This window comes from Streptomyces cylindrosporus, from assembly GCF_022698165.1.
Taxonomy (GTDB): Bacteria; Actinomycetota; Actinomycetes; order Streptomycetales; family Streptomycetaceae; genus Streptomyces; species Streptomyces cylindrosporus.
This window is the reverse complement of record NZ_JALDAY010000002.1, coordinates 330,377-347,126: the sequence shown is the minus strand read 5'-3', so window position 1 is coordinate 347,126 and position 16,750 is coordinate 330,377. Positions and strand designations below refer to the sequence as shown.

Sequence of the window (16,750 nt, the reverse complement as noted above, 5' to 3'; positions counted from 1 at the left end):
CTCCTCGGTCATGCGGTCTCCTCAGGGATGACGATCAGGGTGGGGCCGGGCCGGTCGAGGGCCTCGGCGAGGGCGTGGCGGAGTTCCGCCGGGCTGCACGCGCGTGTGCCGTGTCCGCCGTAGGCGCGGGCCAGGGCCGGCAGGTCGACCGGCGGGAGGTCGACGGCGGTCGGCGTGTCGCCGCGCGCCGTCATCTCGTCGCGGAATCTCGCCGTAGCCGCCGTTGTCGAACACCACGATGGGCAAGGGCAGTCGGAGCTGTGCCGCGGTCGCCAGTTCCTGCACGGTGAACTGCAGGCCGCCGTCGCCGCTGAGCGCCACCACCTGCCGGCCGGGCCGCGCCACCTTGGCACCGATCGCGGCGGGCAGGGCGTAGCCGAGGGTGCCGAAGCCGGTGGGGTGGAGGTAGCGGCCGGTGGGGCCGACGGGGAGGTGGGGGAGAGCGCCGTAGTAGCAGCACTGGGCGCTGTCGGAGGTGACGACCGCGTCCTCGGCGAGCACGGAACGCATCGCCTTCAGGTACGGGATCCAGCGCGCGTCGCGCGCGGCGGTCTCGGCGTCGCGGGTGGCGCGGAGGGCGGTGACGTCGTCCGGTACGCGCGCGTGGAGCGGCAGTTCGGGCAGCAGGGCTTCGAGGACGGCTCGCGCGTCCCCGACGAGCGGTACGTCCGCCGGTGTGCCCGCGTGCATCTGGTCGGGGTCGATGTCGACGCGGACCAGGGTGCCGTCGAGCCGGGGCGGGAGAGTCCAGAAATCGGACTCGGCCAGCTCGGTGCCGACGGCGAGCACGACGTCCCGGGTGGCGAGCCACTTCTGGACCGCCGGGCTGTGCAGCGAGACCCCGAGCGACAGCGGGTGCGTCTCAGGGACGGTGCCCTTGCCGTTGGCCGTGGTGACGACCGCAGTGCCGAGTCTCTCGGCGAGGGCGAGGCAGGCGGCCCCGGCGTTGCGCGCGCCGCCGCCGAGCACCAGCGCGGGTCGCTGCGCCCCGGCGAGGACCCGCGCGGCTTCCCGTACGGCGGGGACCGGCCGCGGGACGGGCGGAGACAGCCGTACGGGTCCCAGGGGCTCCGCCGCCTCCAGGAGGTCCAGCGGGATCTCGATGTGTGCGGGCCGCGGCCGTCCCGTACGGAACAGGGTGAACGCGCGCGCCACCGCCGAGTCGATCTCGGCGACGGACGAGACGCGGTGGCTGAACGCGGCCACGCCCCGCAGGGCCTCCGTCTGGCTGCGCATCTCGTGCAACAGGCCCGTGGACAGGCGTGGATGGCGCAGCGGCATGCCGGGGGAGACGACGAGCAGGGGCACGCTGTCCGAGTACGCCTGGCCGACGGCCGCCGCCGCGTTGAGCAGGGCGGGACCCGTCGTGGTGAGGACGACGCCGGGGCGGCCCGTCACGCGCGCGTACCCGTCGGCGGCGTAACCGGCGCCCTGTTCGTGACGGGGCGTCACATGCCGTATCCCATAGGACGCGAGGTGCCGGTAGACCTCCAGGTTGTGCGTGCCCGGGATGCCGAATGCCTGGGTGACACCGTGCCCGCACAGGGCGCGGACCACGGCCTCGCCGCCGGTCAGGAGCCCGCCCTTCGCCAGGCTCCTGAAGGGGCCCGCGCCCATCACAGGCTCCGCGAGGTCACGAGCCGCATGATGTCCAAGGTGCCTTCCTCGATCTCCTCCGGCTTGGCGGCCCGCATCCACTGCTCCACCGGGAACTCGCGCGAGTAGCCCCAGCCGCCCAGCGTCCGCACGGCCGCCCAGGTGCGGTACGCGGCGGTCTCGGACGCCGTCAGCTTCGCCATGGCCGCCTCGACGGTCGCGTCCAGGCCGGCGTCCAGGCGCCGCGCGGACCGCCAGGTCATCAGCCGGGACTGCTCCACGCGCGTGCGCATGTCGGCGAGCCGGAACGCGACGGCCTGGTGCTCGACGATCGGCCTGCCGAACTGCTGCCGCCCGCGCGCGTAGTCACGCGCGTACTCGTACGCGGCCCGCGCCACGCCGGTCGCGGCCGCGCCCAGCACCGTGCGCGAGATGTCGAAGGTCCGCATCAGCCCGTGGAAGCCCCGCCCCTCCGCGCCGAGCCGGTGCTCCTCGGGCGCGAAGGCGTCCTGGAGGAAGACCTCCCGGCACACGATCGCGCGCTGGCCCATCTTCTTCACCGGCTGACCGAAGGAGACGCCCTCGGTGCCCTTGCGCAGCAGGAACGCGCTCACCCCGCGCGAGCGCCGCGCCGGGTCGGTCTTGGCGAACACGACGTACTGCTCGGCCTCGCCCGCGTTGGAGATCCACGCCTTCTGGCCGCTGAGCAGACAGCCGTCGTCCGCACGGCGGGCCGTCGTGACGACCGAGGCGGCGTCCGAGCCGGTGCCCGGCTCGGTGGTCGCCAGGGCGGTCATGGGGGTGTCCGGGCCGGTCAGCGGGGTCAGCCACTCCCGCTTCTGCTCCTCGGTGCCCAGCTCGAGCACCGGGTCGGCGAAGAAGCCGTTCGAGCACAGCAGGTTGAGATCCACGACGTCGCGCTGCTCCCGGCTGAGCGGGACCGACTCGGTGGGGAGGTCGGACATGGTGCCTCCAACAGGCCGCGGGAACGGTCACTCACTGATCCCACTGACGGTTACTGAACCGTCGGTCAGTATCGAAAGTCTCCCGGCCCCCTGTCAACGTGCTGAACGGATCATCAGCAGGCCGCGGCGCGCCGACGGATTTCTTTGGGTTTTCTTTGGAAAGCACCCGGCAGGACTCGGACGACAGGGGTGTTGTCGGAGGAGCGGACCATAATGGAACGCCTCACCGACTCCACCTGGAGGTACCGTGTCCGGTTTCCGTCCCCTGAGCTCCGGGCTCCGCGCGCTGCAGCCCGCGGCCTTCGGCGCGGACCCGAGCGGTGAGCGCCTCGCTCGTATCCGCAGATCACCGCACTTCAAGGACGGGGTCTTCCAGAACCCCGGGGGCACCACCCGGACCCGCCCCTCCGCTTCCGCCCTGGACTTCGCGAAGGTCTACTTCGACAAGGACGAGCGGCCCCGGCGCGCCCCCAAGGGCAACATCCCGGTGGACGCCACCACGCTCGCCGACATCGCGAAGCCGCCCGCCACCGGGCTGCGGCTGACCTGGATGGGGCACTCCAGCGTGCTCGCGGAGATCGACGGACAGCGGGTGCTCTTCGACCCCGTGTGGGGTGAGCGCTGCTCCCCGTTCTCCTTCGTCGGGCCCAAGCGGCTGCACCCCGTGCCGGTGCCGCTCGCCGCGCTCGGCGCGGTCGACGTCGTCGTCATCTCGCACGACCACTACGACCACCTGGACCTGCCCACGATCAAGGCGCTGGCCGGCACGGACACGCTGTTCGCCGTGCCGCTCGGGGTGGGCGAGCACCTCGAACTCTGGGGTGTCTCCGCCGACCGGATCCGCGAGCTGGACTGGCACGAGGCGACCAAGGTCGGCGGGCTGACCCTGACGGCGACCCCGGCCCGCCACTTCTGCGGCCGAGGGCTGCGCAACACCCAGCACACACTGTGGGCGTCCTGGTCCGTCGCCGGCGAGGAGCACCGGATCTACCACAGCGGCGACACCGGGTACTTCGAGGGCTTCAAGGACATCGGCGCCGAGCACGGTCCGTTCGACGCCACGATGATCCAGATCGGTGCGTACTCCGACTTCTGGCCCAAGAACCACACGGATTCTACGCCGGTGCCGGGTGCGTGGCCGGACATTCACATGAGCCCTCTGCAGGGCGTTCAATCGCACCTTGACCTGCAGCAAGGCGAGCCGGGTGGGGTACTGCTGCCCATCCACTGGGGGACCTTCAACCTGGCGTTCCATCCGTGGGCCGAGCCTGGTGAGTGGACGAAGGCCGCTGCTGATGCGGTGGGGCAGGCGGTTGCGCTTCCTGTGCCGGGGCAGCCGTTCGAGCCGGCCGGGGTGCTGCCTGTCGATCCTTGGTGGCGGGGTGTCGGGTATGTACCTGACCACGAATGGCCCGTTCCGGAGATCGCTGCGAAGACGAGCCGGGAAGACCTTGATCTTGTGGGCGAGGTCTGACGGTGGACGAGCTGAGGCGTGTGACGGACGTCCTGGTAGCCATGTCGGAGGTGGAACGGAATCAGGCGTTGCAAGCGATCGATGGGCCCGCGCGTCGGCACAGACAGGAGCAGACGTTGGGGTACCGACCGCTGCCTTCCTTGGCGCGTAGAGAGGTGACGGTCCGAGTGAAGGTGATCGGCGCGTAGCGTCCGAGATACGGCGGTGTGGTGTTGACATCTTCCCGAGCCATGCTGCCTGACGGCGGGTCGCATGCCCAGCACGGGTTCACCAGGATGCCGACGGTGGGCGCAGGCGCGGTGAACCTGCGGCGGTGTCACTGTGATCTGTGGCTACTCCTTGGTGTAGTCCACGAACAGTCAGTACTGCGATGGGGGCAGACGCGTCCAGGGGCTGTTACAGGTGTTCTCCCTGGCACGCTGTGGGAATTGTGCTTGTCGTGGAACGGTCGCTGGTGTGATCCTTCTTGTGGACGAGAAGGACGCATGACATGGCATACGCTCGATGGCGCCACATCCTCACGGAATCGCAGCGTCACGCCCTCAAAGCGGTCGACGAGTGGAATTGCTCGACTGGAAGTTACAGCGACTTCCTCACTCACATGCACAGGGCGTGGCACTACCTGCTCCACGCGGAGTTTCACAAGGCGAAGATCGACTATCACTACCGGGATCCCAAGACCGGTCAGCACCAGCTCATCGACGGTGATCCGAAAGCATGGGATCTGGACCGATGCCTTCGGGAGCGCTTCCCTGACAGCAGGGATCCGGTGCGCTTGAACGGAGAGCTGTTCGTGGCGCTCCGTAACAAGGTGGAGCACCGGTACGAGCACAACCTGAAGATCGCCACGGGCGGCAGGGCGCAGGCCCTCGTCATGAACTACGAGCAGGAGTTGGTCGCCCACTTCGGCGCCGAGTACAGCCTTGCCGACCGGCTTCGTTTCCCGATGACACTGCAGGCTCTCACCGCTGAGGGGCGAGAGCAGCTCCAGGAAGCTGCGAGGAAGCTACCGAAACGCACCCGCGACCTTGTGGCGAAGTTCGATGCCGCTGTCGATCCGGCCGTACTCGACGATCTCAGGTACGACTACCGCGTGCGGCTCGTGCCGATCATCGGCTCGAAGACGGACGCCGACCTGGCGATCAACTTCGTCAAGCTCGACGAACTGAGCGAGGAGGAGCGTACGGTCATGGTCGAAGCCGGGCGTCTCGGCACAGTGATCGAGAAGGTCAAGCACGTCGAAGTGGTTGATAAGGGCAAGCTGCTCCCGAAGCGAGTGGCTCGTCTCGTGGAAGAGCAGGTGCCCTTCGAATTCAGCGCCAGCCACGAGCACGCGATCATGTGGCGACGCTTGGGAGTCAGGCCTGCCACAGGGGCCCTCGATCCCCTCGCCACGGACGCGAAGTACTGCGTCTACAGCGAGGCATTCGGTGCCTACGTCTACACGCACGCCTGGGTGAAGAAGGTCGTCAGGGAGATCGGCACGATTGAGAAGTACCGCGTGTTCTTCGGCCGGGAGCCGCGCATGAAGAAGGTGACCCACTTCCCGAAACAGGCGGGGACGCCAGAAGTGAGCGAAGCGCAGCAGCACAGCAGGTCTGCTTGAATCTGCGACAGGAGGGTGTCACTCACCGAACAGACTGTCCTGCATATATTGGATGGCCTTCCGCTCCGGGTAGAAGACGGCCAGCAGCATGAAGGTCTTGGGGTGGGCCGCGATGTTGCCGACGAAGAAGTGGACGGCCCGGTTCGGGGCGCACATCCGGTCGTACCAAACCTCGCGCAGTGCCTCACGGACTCCGCGCTCGCCGTACTTGCGCCGGAACTTGCGGTACGACTGGCCGGCCTCCCAGTCCTTGAGCCCCATGTCATGGGTCGGGCAGCTGTCGTCAGCACAGCGGAAGCTGTAGCGGAGGTCGAGGGGCACCCATTCCAGCGGATTCAACTCCTGTTCGAACAGGTCGAGTTGATCGGCCAATGCCGCCTTGGAGGCTGACCAGGACGCTGCGGGTTCCAGTCGGAAACGGGTGATCTCAGCGGGCTGGAAGACGCCGAGGGATGTCCCCCGCGCCTCCTGATCCCGCTTGATGGCGCAGAGCGACGGGGCGACCAGCGGTTCGACGTAGCGGTACCGATTCTTCCAACCTCCGTCTGGCGGCACGTCCCCGACGATCTCCAGAGTGTCGAGGTCGGGGCGGAGACTCTCTGGGCGTGAGTCCCGTTCCGGCCGGTGCGGTTCGACGTCGACCTCGATGATCGAGTACTTGGAGAACTGGGCTTCTTCGACCAGGAGCCGGAATGGCACCGGGAAGAGCCGTACGTGCTGCGGCTCGTGCTGGTCCAGGCGTATGCCAGCCACACAACTGGTCTCGCGGTACTTGTTGGATAGCTCTGGGTACGTCTTGACCGTGATCAGTATGCGTGCGCGCTGCCGATTCCCCGCTGCCATGGACGCCCCCTCCGTGATCTCCCGGATCTGATTGGAGGAGAGGCACGCGCCACGGGCAAGGGCGCGTGCGGGAGCAGGCGGTGAAGTCAGGCCAAGGGAATCACAGGCACTGCGGCACGCCTACGCACCGTCTCGAGGACGACCTGCCGGTGGCAGCGGTTCTCGTCCTGCTCGAAGCACAACACCGCCACCCGTGACTGCTGGGCGCGCTCGGCGAGGCGATCGAGATCGGTCTGCGCCTCCTCAGACCGCAGCACCCCCTGGAACCGGGCCCTGCCCTCGGCGACGCGGCCGTCCCAGAACGGCGCACGGTTGTCTTTCGGATTGCCCAGGCCACGTAGGTGGGTGTACTCGATGCCAGCCTCCGCGAGCGCCTCCCCGAGCCGGGTCTTACTGAAGCCCTTCTTGCGACTGATCGGCGTGAGCCGCACGTCCGCCACCACATCGATATGGCTCTCGACAAGCGAGGCGACGAACGAGTCGATGTCCCGTCCTTCATACCCCGCAGACCACAGTCCGGGCCTTGCCTTGGTTTCCCGGAACAAGTCGTCGAGAGAGACGTGAAGGGCTTCGGCGACCGCTCCAACGGTCAAGAAACCTGGCTGGATTGCTCCCTCGCTTTCCAGGCGAGCCACCGTCTGTACAGAGACGCCCCCATCCTTGGCGAGTCGCTCACGCGACCACCCGCGTTCCTCCCGCAACGCCCGCAACCTCTGGGCGAGAACGCGGGCGTGGTCATGAGGACGCGCTGAGTGGTGGCTTGCCATGGTCGTGATCCTAATGGCCGCTGAGAACGCAAGGGGCGGCGTTCCCGGTCAGGTATGGGGCGGGACTGGCGAATACCCTCCGCCTGTCCGACGGCCGTGGCGTCACACGCCTCCTCTTACGAGCCAGCTGGCCGCTCCCGCCCAGGCTCGATGTGGTCGCCTCGAGCCGACTGCAAGATCTACTCCCCTGCAGGGCGGGGGCGTCGAGGACTGCTCGCAGGTGAGGGACGCCGCGAAGTCGAGGGCGGCCTGGTCCTAGAAGGCCCGGGTGATGACGTTGACGCCGGTTGGCTGCCGTCGTTCTCGGCGGCTGGGACGGCGGCGGTGGCCAAGGATGGGTCTCACCATTGGTGGCCTGTCAGCTGAACCGGAGGCTTCGGAGGAATTGCCTGCGGCGCAGCTGCCTTGAAACGTGGATGGGGCGTTCAGTGTGACGGGCCGAGTGCGGGGCCCATTCGCTCGGGGTGAAGATGACTCACAACCCTGTAACAGGTTGCCCAGTGAGGGCTTGGGCGATCTGCCAGAGTTGGCCGCCGCGGGATGCCTTGACGAGTACGACGTCGTCGGGGCGGAGGATGGAGTCGAGGTAGGCGGCGGCGGTGATGTTGTCGCCGACCAGCGCGATGTCCGGCACTCCGGCCGCACCTGCCGCGAGGGCGAGTTGCTTGGCCATGTCCCCACCTACCGCTACGACGAGGTCGACGCCGTTCTCGGCTGCCATGCGACCGACCTCGCGGTGGGCTTCGACGGCAGCATCGCCCAGTTCCAGCATCTCTCCGAGTACGGCGATTCGCCGGCCGCCTGTGGCCTCGGTCGTGTCGCCGATTGCCTCGGTCATCGAGACTCTCCGTTGGAATTGAGGGGCGTGAAGGTGATTGCGCGGCCGGTGTAGGAAGCGGATACGCGGCTGAGGGGGACTCGGTCGTGGGTCTGGCCCCAGGCCGATGGGTCCCGGAAGTGGATCGTCGGGTCGGGGCCGTCGACGTAGCCGCGGAGGATGACCAGGTGGCCGCCGGTGCGGCCGTCGTCGGGGAACTGTTCGGTCACGGACACGATGAGCGGGGCGTGGTCGAGGCGTGCCGTCAGGTCTTCGACGGGGACGGGCTCGGCGGTCGCGGGGACTCCGAGGTCGGTCGCCAGGCTCGCGATGCCCACGTGGAGTGCTCCACGTGGGGTCAGGACCTCGTGCTTGACGGCGAGTTTCAGGAGTTCCGTGACGGTGCGTGCTTCGCGGCCGTAGGCGAGCAGGATCATTCTCAGCGAGGCCAGGCCGCACGCCCGGTTGGACCATTCGATCCTGTCCCCGAGTGCCCATCCGCCGTGCAGGTCCCATTCGGCGGGGTCGATGAGCTGACGGCACAGGGGGACATCGTGGACGCGCGGCACAGTGGCGGGCTCCTACGGTGAGACGGCAGCCTCCCGGGCCCGTGTGGTGCCGGCGAACGCGGGAGTGGGCAGGGGGACATCGTAGGGCGGGCGGGCCAGGGCTTCGTGCAGCATCGCCAACACGACGTCCGTGTGTGTGAGTCCGACCATCGCGGCCCCCACGGCGAAGTTGCTGTTGCGGGACATGCCGGGCGTGCTGTTGACCTCCAGCACGTACGGATCGCCGTCGTCAGTGAGGATGAAGTCGATGCGTGCTGAACCGCGCAGCCCGAGGCCGCCCCACAGCGTCCGGGCGTGCCCGGTGACCTGGTCCAGCACCTCGGGCTCCAACTCGGCAGCGCGCACGGTGACCGCGGCCCTGGAGTCCACGTCGAGCTTCGAGTGGGCGTCGTAGAAGTCGGCTTCGGCCGCTTCGGTGGTCAGCGGCGGGAAGACGACGACCGAGTCGCCCGGTAGTTCCAGGAGTCCCACAGTCATGGGCGTGCCCGCCACGTACTCCTCGATGAGCACCTCCGCACCCTCAGGACTGGCCGCATCCGCGAGAGCGGCGGGCAGGTCCGCCGGGTCGCGTACGAGGCTCATGCCCACGCTGGACCCGCCGAAGGGCGGCTTGACCATCACGGGACGCCCGTTCCAGGCCACCGGGCCGCCGCCGGACCAGACGTGCCAGCCGGGCGTGGGGACGCCGAGGGTCAGCATCACCCGCTTGCAGAGGATCTTGTCGGCGGCCACCGCGGATGCAGCGACTCCGCTGCCGCAGTAGGGCACGCGCAGGTAGTCGAGCAGTCCCTGCAATCGGCCGTCCTCGCCGTAGGGGCCGTGCAGATTGGAGAGTGCTACGTCGTACCCGGCCAGGTCGATGATGAAGTCGGGTTCGCACGGGTCCAGCACTTTCCAGCGGGCACCGATCTCTTCCAGCGCTGCGCCCAGGGCGGTGACGGATCGCTGCTCGACGGGGCACTTGGAGTGATAGAGCCGGTCCTCGGCGGACACGGGCCCGTAGGTGAGGGCGACCCGGAGGCCCTGGCGGCTCCGCCCCCACTCGCGAAGCTCCTCGGCAGCCTTCTGCAGTGCGTTGTCCGAGCTGGGGTTGAGGAAGCCAGTCATGCGAGTACCCCTTCGAAGGTGTGGGTGACCGGGCCGCCGACCCAGTGCGTTCGAGTTGGCCGGGCGTCGTGCGGCCGGACGGTGAGCGGCTGCCCGGCGCGGTTGTGGACGGTGACGGTGCGCCCTGCGACCAATCCGCGCAGGGTGGCGATGACGACGGCGGCGACGGCGCCGCTTCCGCACGACAGGGTTTCGGCCTCGACCCCGCGTTCGTAGGTGCGGATCTTCAGTGCCTGATGGCCTGCGGATTGAACGAAGTTGACGTTCGTGCCCAACGGGGCAATGTCGGTGTGGTGGCGCACGAGGCGCCCGATTGTCACCGTGTCGATGGCGTCCACGTCGTCGACGATGGCTACGGCGTGTTCCGTGCCTGTGTGGGCGCTGTCGAACCAGGTCGGTCTGCCGTTGATGACGGTCTGTAAGCGCCGAGGGTCGACCGCGCCGACCTCGGCTGTGACCCACACGGAGTCGTCGGACACGACCGCCTCGTGCTCCACGCCGGCCATGTGGAGACTCATCTGCCGGAAGCCGTGATCATGGTGCGCGGCCCAGGCGGAGCACCGTAGGGCGTTGCCGCACATGGTCGCGGTCGAGCCGTCCGCGTTGTAGCAGGTGACGTCGAGGACGGCGGGGCGGTGGCTGACCAGTGTGCTGATGACCAGGCCGTCCGCGCCCACGCCGGTACGCCGGGCGCACAGGCGTTCCGCCTCCTTGGGCCATTCCTTGTCGTCGTCCGGTCCGAGGTCGCAGAGCAGGACGAAGTCGTTTCCCGCGCCGTGGATCTTGCGGAAGCGTCGCATGGTGAAATTCCTCGTGCAGTGAGGTGAGGGTTGAGGGTGAGGTGCCCGAGCAGAGCGGGGTCAGTGGCGGTCGATGGGCCGGTATGTGGTGCGGGCTTCTCGCATGACCCAGGGCTCGCGTCGGGCGAAGATCAGTACGCGGTGGGCTGCGGTGCCCGCGGACCTCATGTCCCGGACGCGCTGGTACTCGCCGTCGAGGTAGACGAAGTCACCGACGCGGACATCGCCCGGAGGCCGGGTGTGCCCGATCGTTCCGATCGGCGGAGGGGGCAGGGGCGGCGACTCGTTCGCTCTGTGCTCGTACATCAGCGCCTCCAGATGCCGAGCAGAAGGGAGCCGCCGAGAGCGACGAGGCTTGCCACGTAGGCGAGTTGTTGGTTGCGGGGGCTCATAGGGTTCCGATCAGGTGGTGCTCCACGCGGGCGCGGACCGACGGGATGCCTATGTCGGGGAGGGGCACCCATGCCGCCGCACCGGTCTCGATCATCGACGGGAACACGGCGCCCGAGTGGGCCCGGAAGAGATAGCGGACGCCGACCCGGAGACGGGGCCCGTACCGGTGTTGTCCGGGCCTGGTCACGTCGACCAGGAAGGGTCCCTCGGCGCCGGGCTGCGTCCACACGTCCCGGATACCGACCTCCTCGGCCAGCAGGCGCAGGGCCGCCTCGCTGAGGGAGTCGTCCCTCTCCTCCGGCTCCGCCTCCGCGAGGGCATAGCCTTCGTCGTGCCGCAGGCACAGGACGCGATCGTGCTCGTCGACGACGACCGCGCCCGTCGTCACGAGGGGGCAGCGCTGCTCGTGGGTGCAGGCGCGGCGCTGTGAGTGGTCGCGGGCCGCGTCGTAGACCGGCATCAGTGCCATCCGGTCGGCGGGGTGCTCGTAGATGTAGTGGGAGAGTTCCCGCACGATCTGGTCGTCCCTGACGCTCACGGGGTATCCAGCCCGTTGCGCTCGGAGTAGATCCACAGCAGGCGTCGCGTCAGCAGGGCGACATTGCGAAGGTAGAGGTAGGTCCCGAAGGTGGGCGTCTCGGGGGTCGGCCGGTTGGTGAGGTCGACCAACTTGGTGCCCTCGCGGAGGAGTTTGCGCACCTCGCTGTCGTCGTCGGCGCCGAGATCCTCGTGGAGCAGGCGGTTCAGATGACCGGCGATCGCCGGCACCTGCTGGTCCATCGCCGCGCGGGTCGTGGTGTCCATCCGCAGGCCGAGGGCGGCATTCGTATGCGACGAGATCGCCTCTACGTCGATGGGGATGCCGTCGTCCTCGAAGTCCTCGGCCGTCTCGAATGTCTTGCCCGTACTTGCCACAGTCATCATTGGCCCCTCCGGAGCGCGCTTTCAGCCGTGGCTATAACGCTAGGAAGGGAAGCGAACGGGCTTCCACGAGTATGCCGGAACTTGCCGTGCATTCACCCTAGAGATTCGATGGCAGCGGTGATGATTTCCCGCGCTGCGGCGCCGTAGACGGCAAGTTCGGCCAGCTCGCTGAATGTCTTGGCATACATGGCAAGTTCGTGTTTCTGGACGACGGTGAGATGAGCCGAAACCAGTTCGACGTTCACCAACTCGTCGTCGTACAAGAAGAATCCCTCGACCGGCCACAGGCCCGAGCGGTCGGCGTCCTGGGGGATGATGCCGATGCTCACCGACGGCAGTGCCATGACGCTGAGGAGATAGCCGAGCTGGCCGGCCATCACGTCGGTTCCGCCGATGCGGTACCGCAGCACGCTCTCCTCCAGAAGGATGGCGAACTTGTGGTTCCCGTAGACGACTTGCTGCTTCTCGACGCGCACCTTGACGGCCGCCGGTACATCGTCGATGAGTCCTCGGCGGTCGCGAATGGAGGTCAGAAGCGCAGTAATGTATGAGGCTGTCTGCACGGGGCCGGGGATGAGCCAGGGCGAGTAAATCCGGAAGCGTTCGGTGCGCTCCCAGAGAGGAACCACGGATTCCTGCGCCCACTTGAGACCGTGGCGTTCCATCTTGCGCCACTCGACATACATGCCCTCAATTCCGCGGGCCGTCGAGATGAGATCCTCTGCCTGGCCTTCCGCGCCGCACGCGGAACACCACGCGCGAAGGTCGCGCTCCGAGGGCGCGCGTGTGCCGCTCTCGAAGCGCGAAGCCTTCGACTCGTGCCAGCCCAGGCTTTGGGCCAGCGCTCGCTTGGTAAATCCGGCGGTCTTTCGGATTTCGGCCAGACGTTGTCCGAGCGCCTTGCGGGCTTCCTGGACGCTCGAAGAGGGCGATGTCATCTCGGTGCGGCGGTGCTGTTCGCGCTGTCAGGCAAGCTCGAACGCGGCGTGGGGCGTCGCGCGCTGCCATACGGCCTCGAAGGCCGACTCGCACAGCTTCGCCACCTCGGGGTCTTCGGTGAGCTCGACCTCCATGTTTTCGCCCTCGCCGTCGAAGTGGTTGACGAGGACGAGGTGGGAGTCGAACAGCCAGAAGTCGTTGCCCGGAAGCGCGATGTCGGTCGCGGAGCGCCGCGGGAGCCACCGCACGCTCTCGCCGGCCGCGATGTTCAGCCCGTCCGTCACGTCGTACTCGAAGCGGATGTACTCGCTGACCGGTGTCGAGACGACGCGGGCGCGGCGCACCTCGACGCCGCGCGAGGTCGCTTCCGTGACAATGGCGTGCCAGTCGGCCCAGCGCTCGGAGGGGTCGAGAACCACGCCGGCCTTCCAGTCGATGAAGGCCGGGTCCGACTTCATGTAGGCGTCGCGCATCTCCAGATGGACGGCCGTCCTCTGGCAGTCGCGGAACAGCTCCTCAAACGTCGGGGGCCTCGTCATCCTTCTTCACCTCCAGGAAGAACTGCACCATGCGCCGGGGGATCTCCACCACCGACTCATGGCCGGGGATGTCCATCTGCCCGAGACGCTCGGAGTCCTCCACCTTCCACCCCTGCACGAGGTAGCTGTCCTTCTCCTCGTCGAGGTAGATGGTGGGCGAGCCGCCACTCGGACTCTCCGGGTCCTTGCCGAGCTTGCGCAGGGCCATGATGTCCTCCTCGGATGCCGGTAAGGATCTCTGTGCCAGAGCTTGCCCGCGACTGAGCCCTCAAGCCAGGAACTTGCGGAAACTTGCCAGAACTTCGGAAAGCGACCCGAGCAGGGAAGCAGGCTGTCGGCGCAGGGCGCGTGGATATCCACTCGTTTGGACGGGGCTGGCAGCTCCAGGACCGCGCCCTGGTGATCCCAGGCAGGTCGATCCCTACGGATCGGGCCTTGATGCGAGAGCGGAGTAACCCCCGCGGCGCCGGCGGTGAGTCGGTAAATGCAAGATCTTCGTCGGGGTGTGGACCTGACACATGGTGGGCGTTGCCTGGCGCGCACCGCTGCGCACCAGGCCCTCGGAGGTCGTCGTCCCGGTCAGGGTGGATCAGACCGAGGTGCTTCGCATCTGTGTGATCAGGTCCAGGGCGATGTCGGTGATCATGTCCTCCTGGCCGCCGACCATGCCCCGGCGGCCCACCTCGACCAGGATGCTGCGGGTGTCCAACCCGTAGCGCGCGGCGGCGGTCTCCGCGTGCCGCAGGAAGCTGGAGTACACGCCCGCGTAGCCGAGGCTGAGGGTTTCGCGGTCGACCCGGACCTCGCGGTCCTGCAGGGGGCGTACGAGGTCGTCGGCGGCGTCCATGAGGGGGAACAGCTCGCAGGCGTGCTCCCAGCCCATCAGGTCGGCGACCGCGATGAACGCCTCCAGGGGGCAGTTGCCCGCGCCGGCGCCCTGGCCCGCGAGGGAGGCGTCGACGCGGATGGCGCCGCTTTCCACGGCGACGACACTGTTGGCGACACCGAGTGCGAGGTTGTGGTGGGCGTGGATGCCCAACTCCGTTGCCGGGTCGAGGACTTCGCGGTAGGCGTGGAAGCGGTCGCGGACGCCGTCCATGGTGAGGCGGCCGCCGGAGTCGGTGACGTAGACGCAAGTAGCGCCATAGGACTCCATCAGCTTGGCCTGGCGGGCCAGTTCGGCCGGTTCGGCCATGTGGGACATCATCAGGAACCCGGCGACGTCCATGCCCAACTCGCGTGCGGCGGCGATGTGCTGGGCGGAGATGTCGGCCTCGGTGCAGTGGGTGGCGACCCGCACCGAGCGGATGCCGAGGCGGTGTGCCTGGCGGAGGTCGTGCAGGGTGCCGATGCCGGGCAGCAGCAGGGTCGTGGGGACGGCGTGGAAGGCGGCGTCGGTGACGGCCTCGATCCACTCCCAGTCGGTGTGCGCGCCGATGCCGTAGTTGATGCTGGAACCGGCCAGTCCGTCGCCGTGGGCGATCTCGATGGCGGCCACCCCGGCCGCGTCCAGGGCGGCGGCGATGGTGCGGGCCTGCTCGGCGGTGTAGCGGTGCCGGACGGCGTGCATGCCGTCCCGCAGGGTGACGTCCTGGATGTACAGACGGGTCATCGCGTGGCCCTTTCGACGGAACGGTGGGCGACCATGCGTTCCGCGGTGCGCAGCGCGGCCGAGGTCATGATGTCGAGGTTCCCGGCGTAGGCCGGGAGGTAGTGGGCGGCACCCTCGACCTCCAGGAAGACGGAGACCTTCAGGGGATCCCCGCTGGAGGCCAGGGTGCGCAGCGGATCGTCGGCGGCCACCTTCTCGTACTGCACCTTCTGCTTGAGCCGGTAGCCCGGCACGTACGCCTGGACACGGCCGACCATCTCCTCGACCGACGCCGTCACGGCCTCGGTCGCGCACTCGGAGACCAGGCAGTGCACGGTGTCCCGCATGATCAGCGGGGGTTCGGCCGGGTTGAGCACGATGATCGCCTTGCCGCGCGCGGCCCCGCCGACCTGCTCGATCGCCGACGACGTGGTCTCGGTGAACTCGTCGATGTTCGCCCGAGTGCCGGGGCCTGCGGAGCGGGAGGCTATGGACGCGACGATCTCGCCGTAATGGACGGGCGACACGGCGTTGATCGCGGCGACGATCGGGATGGTGGCCTGGCCGCCGCAGGTGACCATGTTGACGTTTCCGGCGTCGAGGTGGGCGTCGCCGTTCACCGACGGGACGACGTACGGGCCGATCGCGGCCGGGGTGAGGTCGACCAGGGTGCGGCCCAGTGCGCGGAGCACCTCGTCGTGGTGGCGGTGGGCGCCGGCAGAGGTGGCGTCGAAGACGATGTCGACGTCGGCGAACTCGTCCAGTTTCACCAGGCCTTCGACGCCCTCGTGGGTGGTGGCGACCTTGAGGCGGCGGGCGCGGGCCAGGCCGTCGGAGTCCGGGTCGATACCGGCGAGGGCGGCTATCTCCAGGCTCTCCGAGAGCCTCAGGACCTTGATCATGAGGTCGGTGCCGATGTTGCCGGAGCCGATGATGGCGACCTTGGTGGTCATGACCGTGCCCCTTCCTGTTCCTGGGCGAAGCCGACCTGGACCGAGCCCAGGCCGAAGATGTGGGCGTCGAAGACGTCACCGGGCGCGGCGGGGGCCATCGGGCCCAGCGCCCCGGTCAGCACGAGGTCGCCGGCGCGCAGCGGGTCGCCCCGTTCGGCGAGGGCCTGGGCCAGCCAGACGGCCGCGTTGAGGGGGCTGCCGAGACAGTCGGCGCCGGTGCCCTCGGAGACGGTCTCGCCGTTGCGGGTCATGGTCATCGACACCGAGCGCAGATCGAGCCCGCTCAGCGGTACGGGGCTGCCGCCGAGGACGTACATGCCACAGGAGGCGTTGTCGGCGACCGTGTCGACGAGGGAGATGTCCCAGCCCGCGATCCGGCTGTCGACGATCTCCAGGGCGGGCAGCGCGAAGTCCACCGCGCGCAACACGTCCACGACCGTGCACGTGCGGTGCGGCAGATCCTCGGCGAGGACGAGCGCGACCTCGGCCTCCACCTTGGGCTGGAGCAGCCGCCCGGCCGGCACCTCGGTGCCCTGCGGCACCGCCATGTCCGCGAACAAGGCGCCGAAGTCGGGCTGGTCCACGCCCAGTTGCCGCTGCACGGCCGTCGAGGTCAGCCCGATCTTGCGGCCGACGATCCGTCGCCCGGCGTCCAGCGCGCGGCGGACGTTGACCTGCTGCACGGCGTAGGCGGCCTCCAGGTCGCCGGCGTCGAGCAGGGTCCGCACCGGCGGGCAGGCGGCCCGGGTACGGGCGGCCTCCTCCAGCAGGTCGGCGGCCTTGACCACGGCCGGTGAGGCGGCGTGCGGCATGGATTCCTCCAGGGGGTGCGAGTGCTGACACCGATATAGACAGCTGACTCCGGAT

General features: G+C 68.5%; 19 protein-coding genes and 1 pseudogene. 2 read left to right on the top strand and 18 right to left on the bottom strand.

Going from position 1 to position 16,750, the window contains the following annotated elements; genetic code table 11:
* Positions 1-8 precede the first annotated feature (8 nt).
* The 3 genes and pseudogenes from MQP27_RS50850 to MQP27_RS06675 form a co-directional block, all read right to left on the bottom strand.
* Complete coding sequence (locus MQP27_RS50850; protein ID WP_278195742.1) at positions 9-194, bottom strand: thiamine pyrophosphate-dependent enzyme; 186 nt, start codon at positions 192-194, stop codon at positions 9-11.
* A 67-nt stretch (positions 195-261) separates the two neighbouring features.
* A pseudogene (locus MQP27_RS06680) lies at positions 262-1,617 on the bottom strand (thiamine pyrophosphate-binding protein); the annotation flags it as partial.
* On the bottom strand, positions 1,617-2,561 hold the full coding sequence (locus MQP27_RS06675; RefSeq protein ID WP_242762198.1) for an acyl-CoA dehydrogenase family protein: 945 nt from the start codon (positions 2,559-2,561) through the stop codon (positions 1,617-1,619). The pseudogene MQP27_RS06680 and the gene MQP27_RS06675, both read right to left, overlap by 1 nt.
* 247 nt (positions 2,562-2,808) lie before the next feature.
* On the opposite strand from MQP27_RS06675, the gene MQP27_RS06670 reads away from it, so the two are divergent.
* Complete coding sequence (locus MQP27_RS06670; RefSeq protein WP_242762195.1) at positions 2,809-4,035, top strand: MBL fold metallo-hydrolase; 1,227 nt, start codon at positions 2,809-2,811, stop codon at positions 4,033-4,035.
* Between the two features lie 490 nt (positions 4,036-4,525).
* Positions 4,526-5,641 (top strand): DUF3644 domain-containing protein, encoded by a 1,116-nt coding sequence (locus MQP27_RS06665; RefSeq protein ID WP_242762193.1) that lies wholly within the window; start codon positions 4,526-4,528, stop codon positions 5,639-5,641.
* Positions 5,642-5,659: 18 nt separating this feature from the next.
* On the opposite strand, the gene MQP27_RS06660 is transcribed toward MQP27_RS06665, so the two are convergent.
* The 15 genes from MQP27_RS06660 to mhpD form a co-directional block, all read right to left on the bottom strand.
* Entirely contained in the window at positions 5,660-6,484 is an 825-nt protein-coding gene (locus MQP27_RS06660; protein ID WP_242762192.1) for a DUF8757 domain-containing protein, read from the bottom strand.
* 86 nt (positions 6,485-6,570) lie between these two features.
* Positions 6,571-7,251, bottom strand: a complete 681-nt coding sequence (locus MQP27_RS06655) for a DUF488 family protein, N3 subclade (RefSeq protein WP_242762191.1) — start codon at positions 7,249-7,251, stop codon at positions 6,571-6,573.
* A 475-nt stretch (positions 7,252-7,726) separates the two neighbouring features.
* Positions 7,727-8,089: a glutamate ligase domain-containing protein gene (locus tag MQP27_RS06650; protein WP_242762190.1), complete on the bottom strand. Its 363-nt coding sequence runs from the start codon at positions 8,087-8,089 to the stop codon at positions 7,727-7,729.
* Positions 8,086-8,637, bottom strand: coding sequence for a cysteine peptidase family C39 domain-containing protein (locus MQP27_RS06645; RefSeq protein WP_242762189.1), 552 nt, complete (start codon positions 8,635-8,637; stop codon positions 8,086-8,088). The genes MQP27_RS06650 and MQP27_RS06645 overlap by 4 nt, the downstream gene beginning before the upstream one ends.
* A gap of 12 nt (positions 8,638-8,649) precedes the next feature.
* Complete coding sequence (locus MQP27_RS06640) at positions 8,650-9,744, bottom strand: D-alanine--D-alanine ligase family protein (RefSeq protein WP_242762188.1); 1,095 nt, start codon at positions 9,742-9,744, stop codon at positions 8,650-8,652.
* Positions 9,741-10,544, bottom strand: a complete 804-nt coding sequence (gene dapF, locus MQP27_RS06635; protein ID WP_242762187.1) for a diaminopimelate epimerase — start codon at positions 10,542-10,544, stop codon at positions 9,741-9,743. The genes MQP27_RS06640 and dapF overlap by 4 nt, the downstream gene beginning before the upstream one ends.
* A gap of 60 nt (positions 10,545-10,604) precedes the next feature.
* Complete coding sequence (locus MQP27_RS06630; protein WP_242762186.1) at positions 10,605-10,850, bottom strand: hypothetical protein; 246 nt, start codon at positions 10,848-10,850, stop codon at positions 10,605-10,607.
* Positions 10,851-10,932: 82 nt separating this feature from the next.
* The gene (locus MQP27_RS06625; protein ID WP_242762184.1) at positions 10,933-11,475 is read right to left on the bottom strand and encodes an NUDIX hydrolase; all 543 of its coding nucleotides are present in this window, start codon (positions 11,473-11,475) and stop codon (positions 10,933-10,935) included.
* On the bottom strand, positions 11,472-11,861 hold the full coding sequence (locus MQP27_RS06620) for a hypothetical protein (protein WP_242762182.1): 390 nt from the start codon (positions 11,859-11,861) through the stop codon (positions 11,472-11,474). Before MQP27_RS06620 ends, MQP27_RS06625 begins: the two co-directional genes overlap by 4 nt.
* Positions 11,862-11,953: 92 nt before the next feature.
* On the bottom strand, positions 11,954-12,799 hold the full coding sequence (locus MQP27_RS06615) for a helix-turn-helix domain-containing protein (RefSeq protein WP_242762180.1): 846 nt from the start codon (positions 12,797-12,799) through the stop codon (positions 11,954-11,956).
* A gap of 27 nt (positions 12,800-12,826) precedes the next feature.
* A complete protein-coding gene (locus tag MQP27_RS06610; protein WP_242762179.1) occupies positions 12,827-13,339 on the bottom strand; it encodes a DUF6879 family protein in 513 nt (170 codons plus the stop codon).
* Complete coding sequence (locus tag MQP27_RS06605; RefSeq protein ID WP_242762178.1) at positions 13,317-13,547, bottom strand: hypothetical protein; 231 nt, start codon at positions 13,545-13,547, stop codon at positions 13,317-13,319. Before MQP27_RS06605 ends, MQP27_RS06610 begins: the two co-directional genes overlap by 23 nt.
* Before the next feature lie 381 nt (positions 13,548-13,928).
* Complete coding sequence (dmpG, locus tag MQP27_RS06600) at positions 13,929-14,951, bottom strand: 4-hydroxy-2-oxovalerate aldolase (RefSeq protein WP_242762177.1); 1,023 nt, start codon at positions 14,949-14,951, stop codon at positions 13,929-13,931.
* On the bottom strand, positions 14,948-15,883 hold the full coding sequence (locus tag MQP27_RS06595; RefSeq protein ID WP_242762176.1) for an acetaldehyde dehydrogenase (acetylating): 936 nt from the start codon (positions 15,881-15,883) through the stop codon (positions 14,948-14,950). Before MQP27_RS06595 ends, dmpG begins: the two co-directional genes overlap by 4 nt.
* Complete coding sequence (gene mhpD / locus MQP27_RS06590; RefSeq protein ID WP_242762175.1) at positions 15,880-16,695, bottom strand: 2-keto-4-pentenoate hydratase; 816 nt, start codon at positions 16,693-16,695, stop codon at positions 15,880-15,882. The genes MQP27_RS06595 and mhpD overlap by 4 nt, the downstream gene beginning before the upstream one ends.
* Between the last annotated feature and the right edge of the window lie 55 nt (positions 16,696-16,750).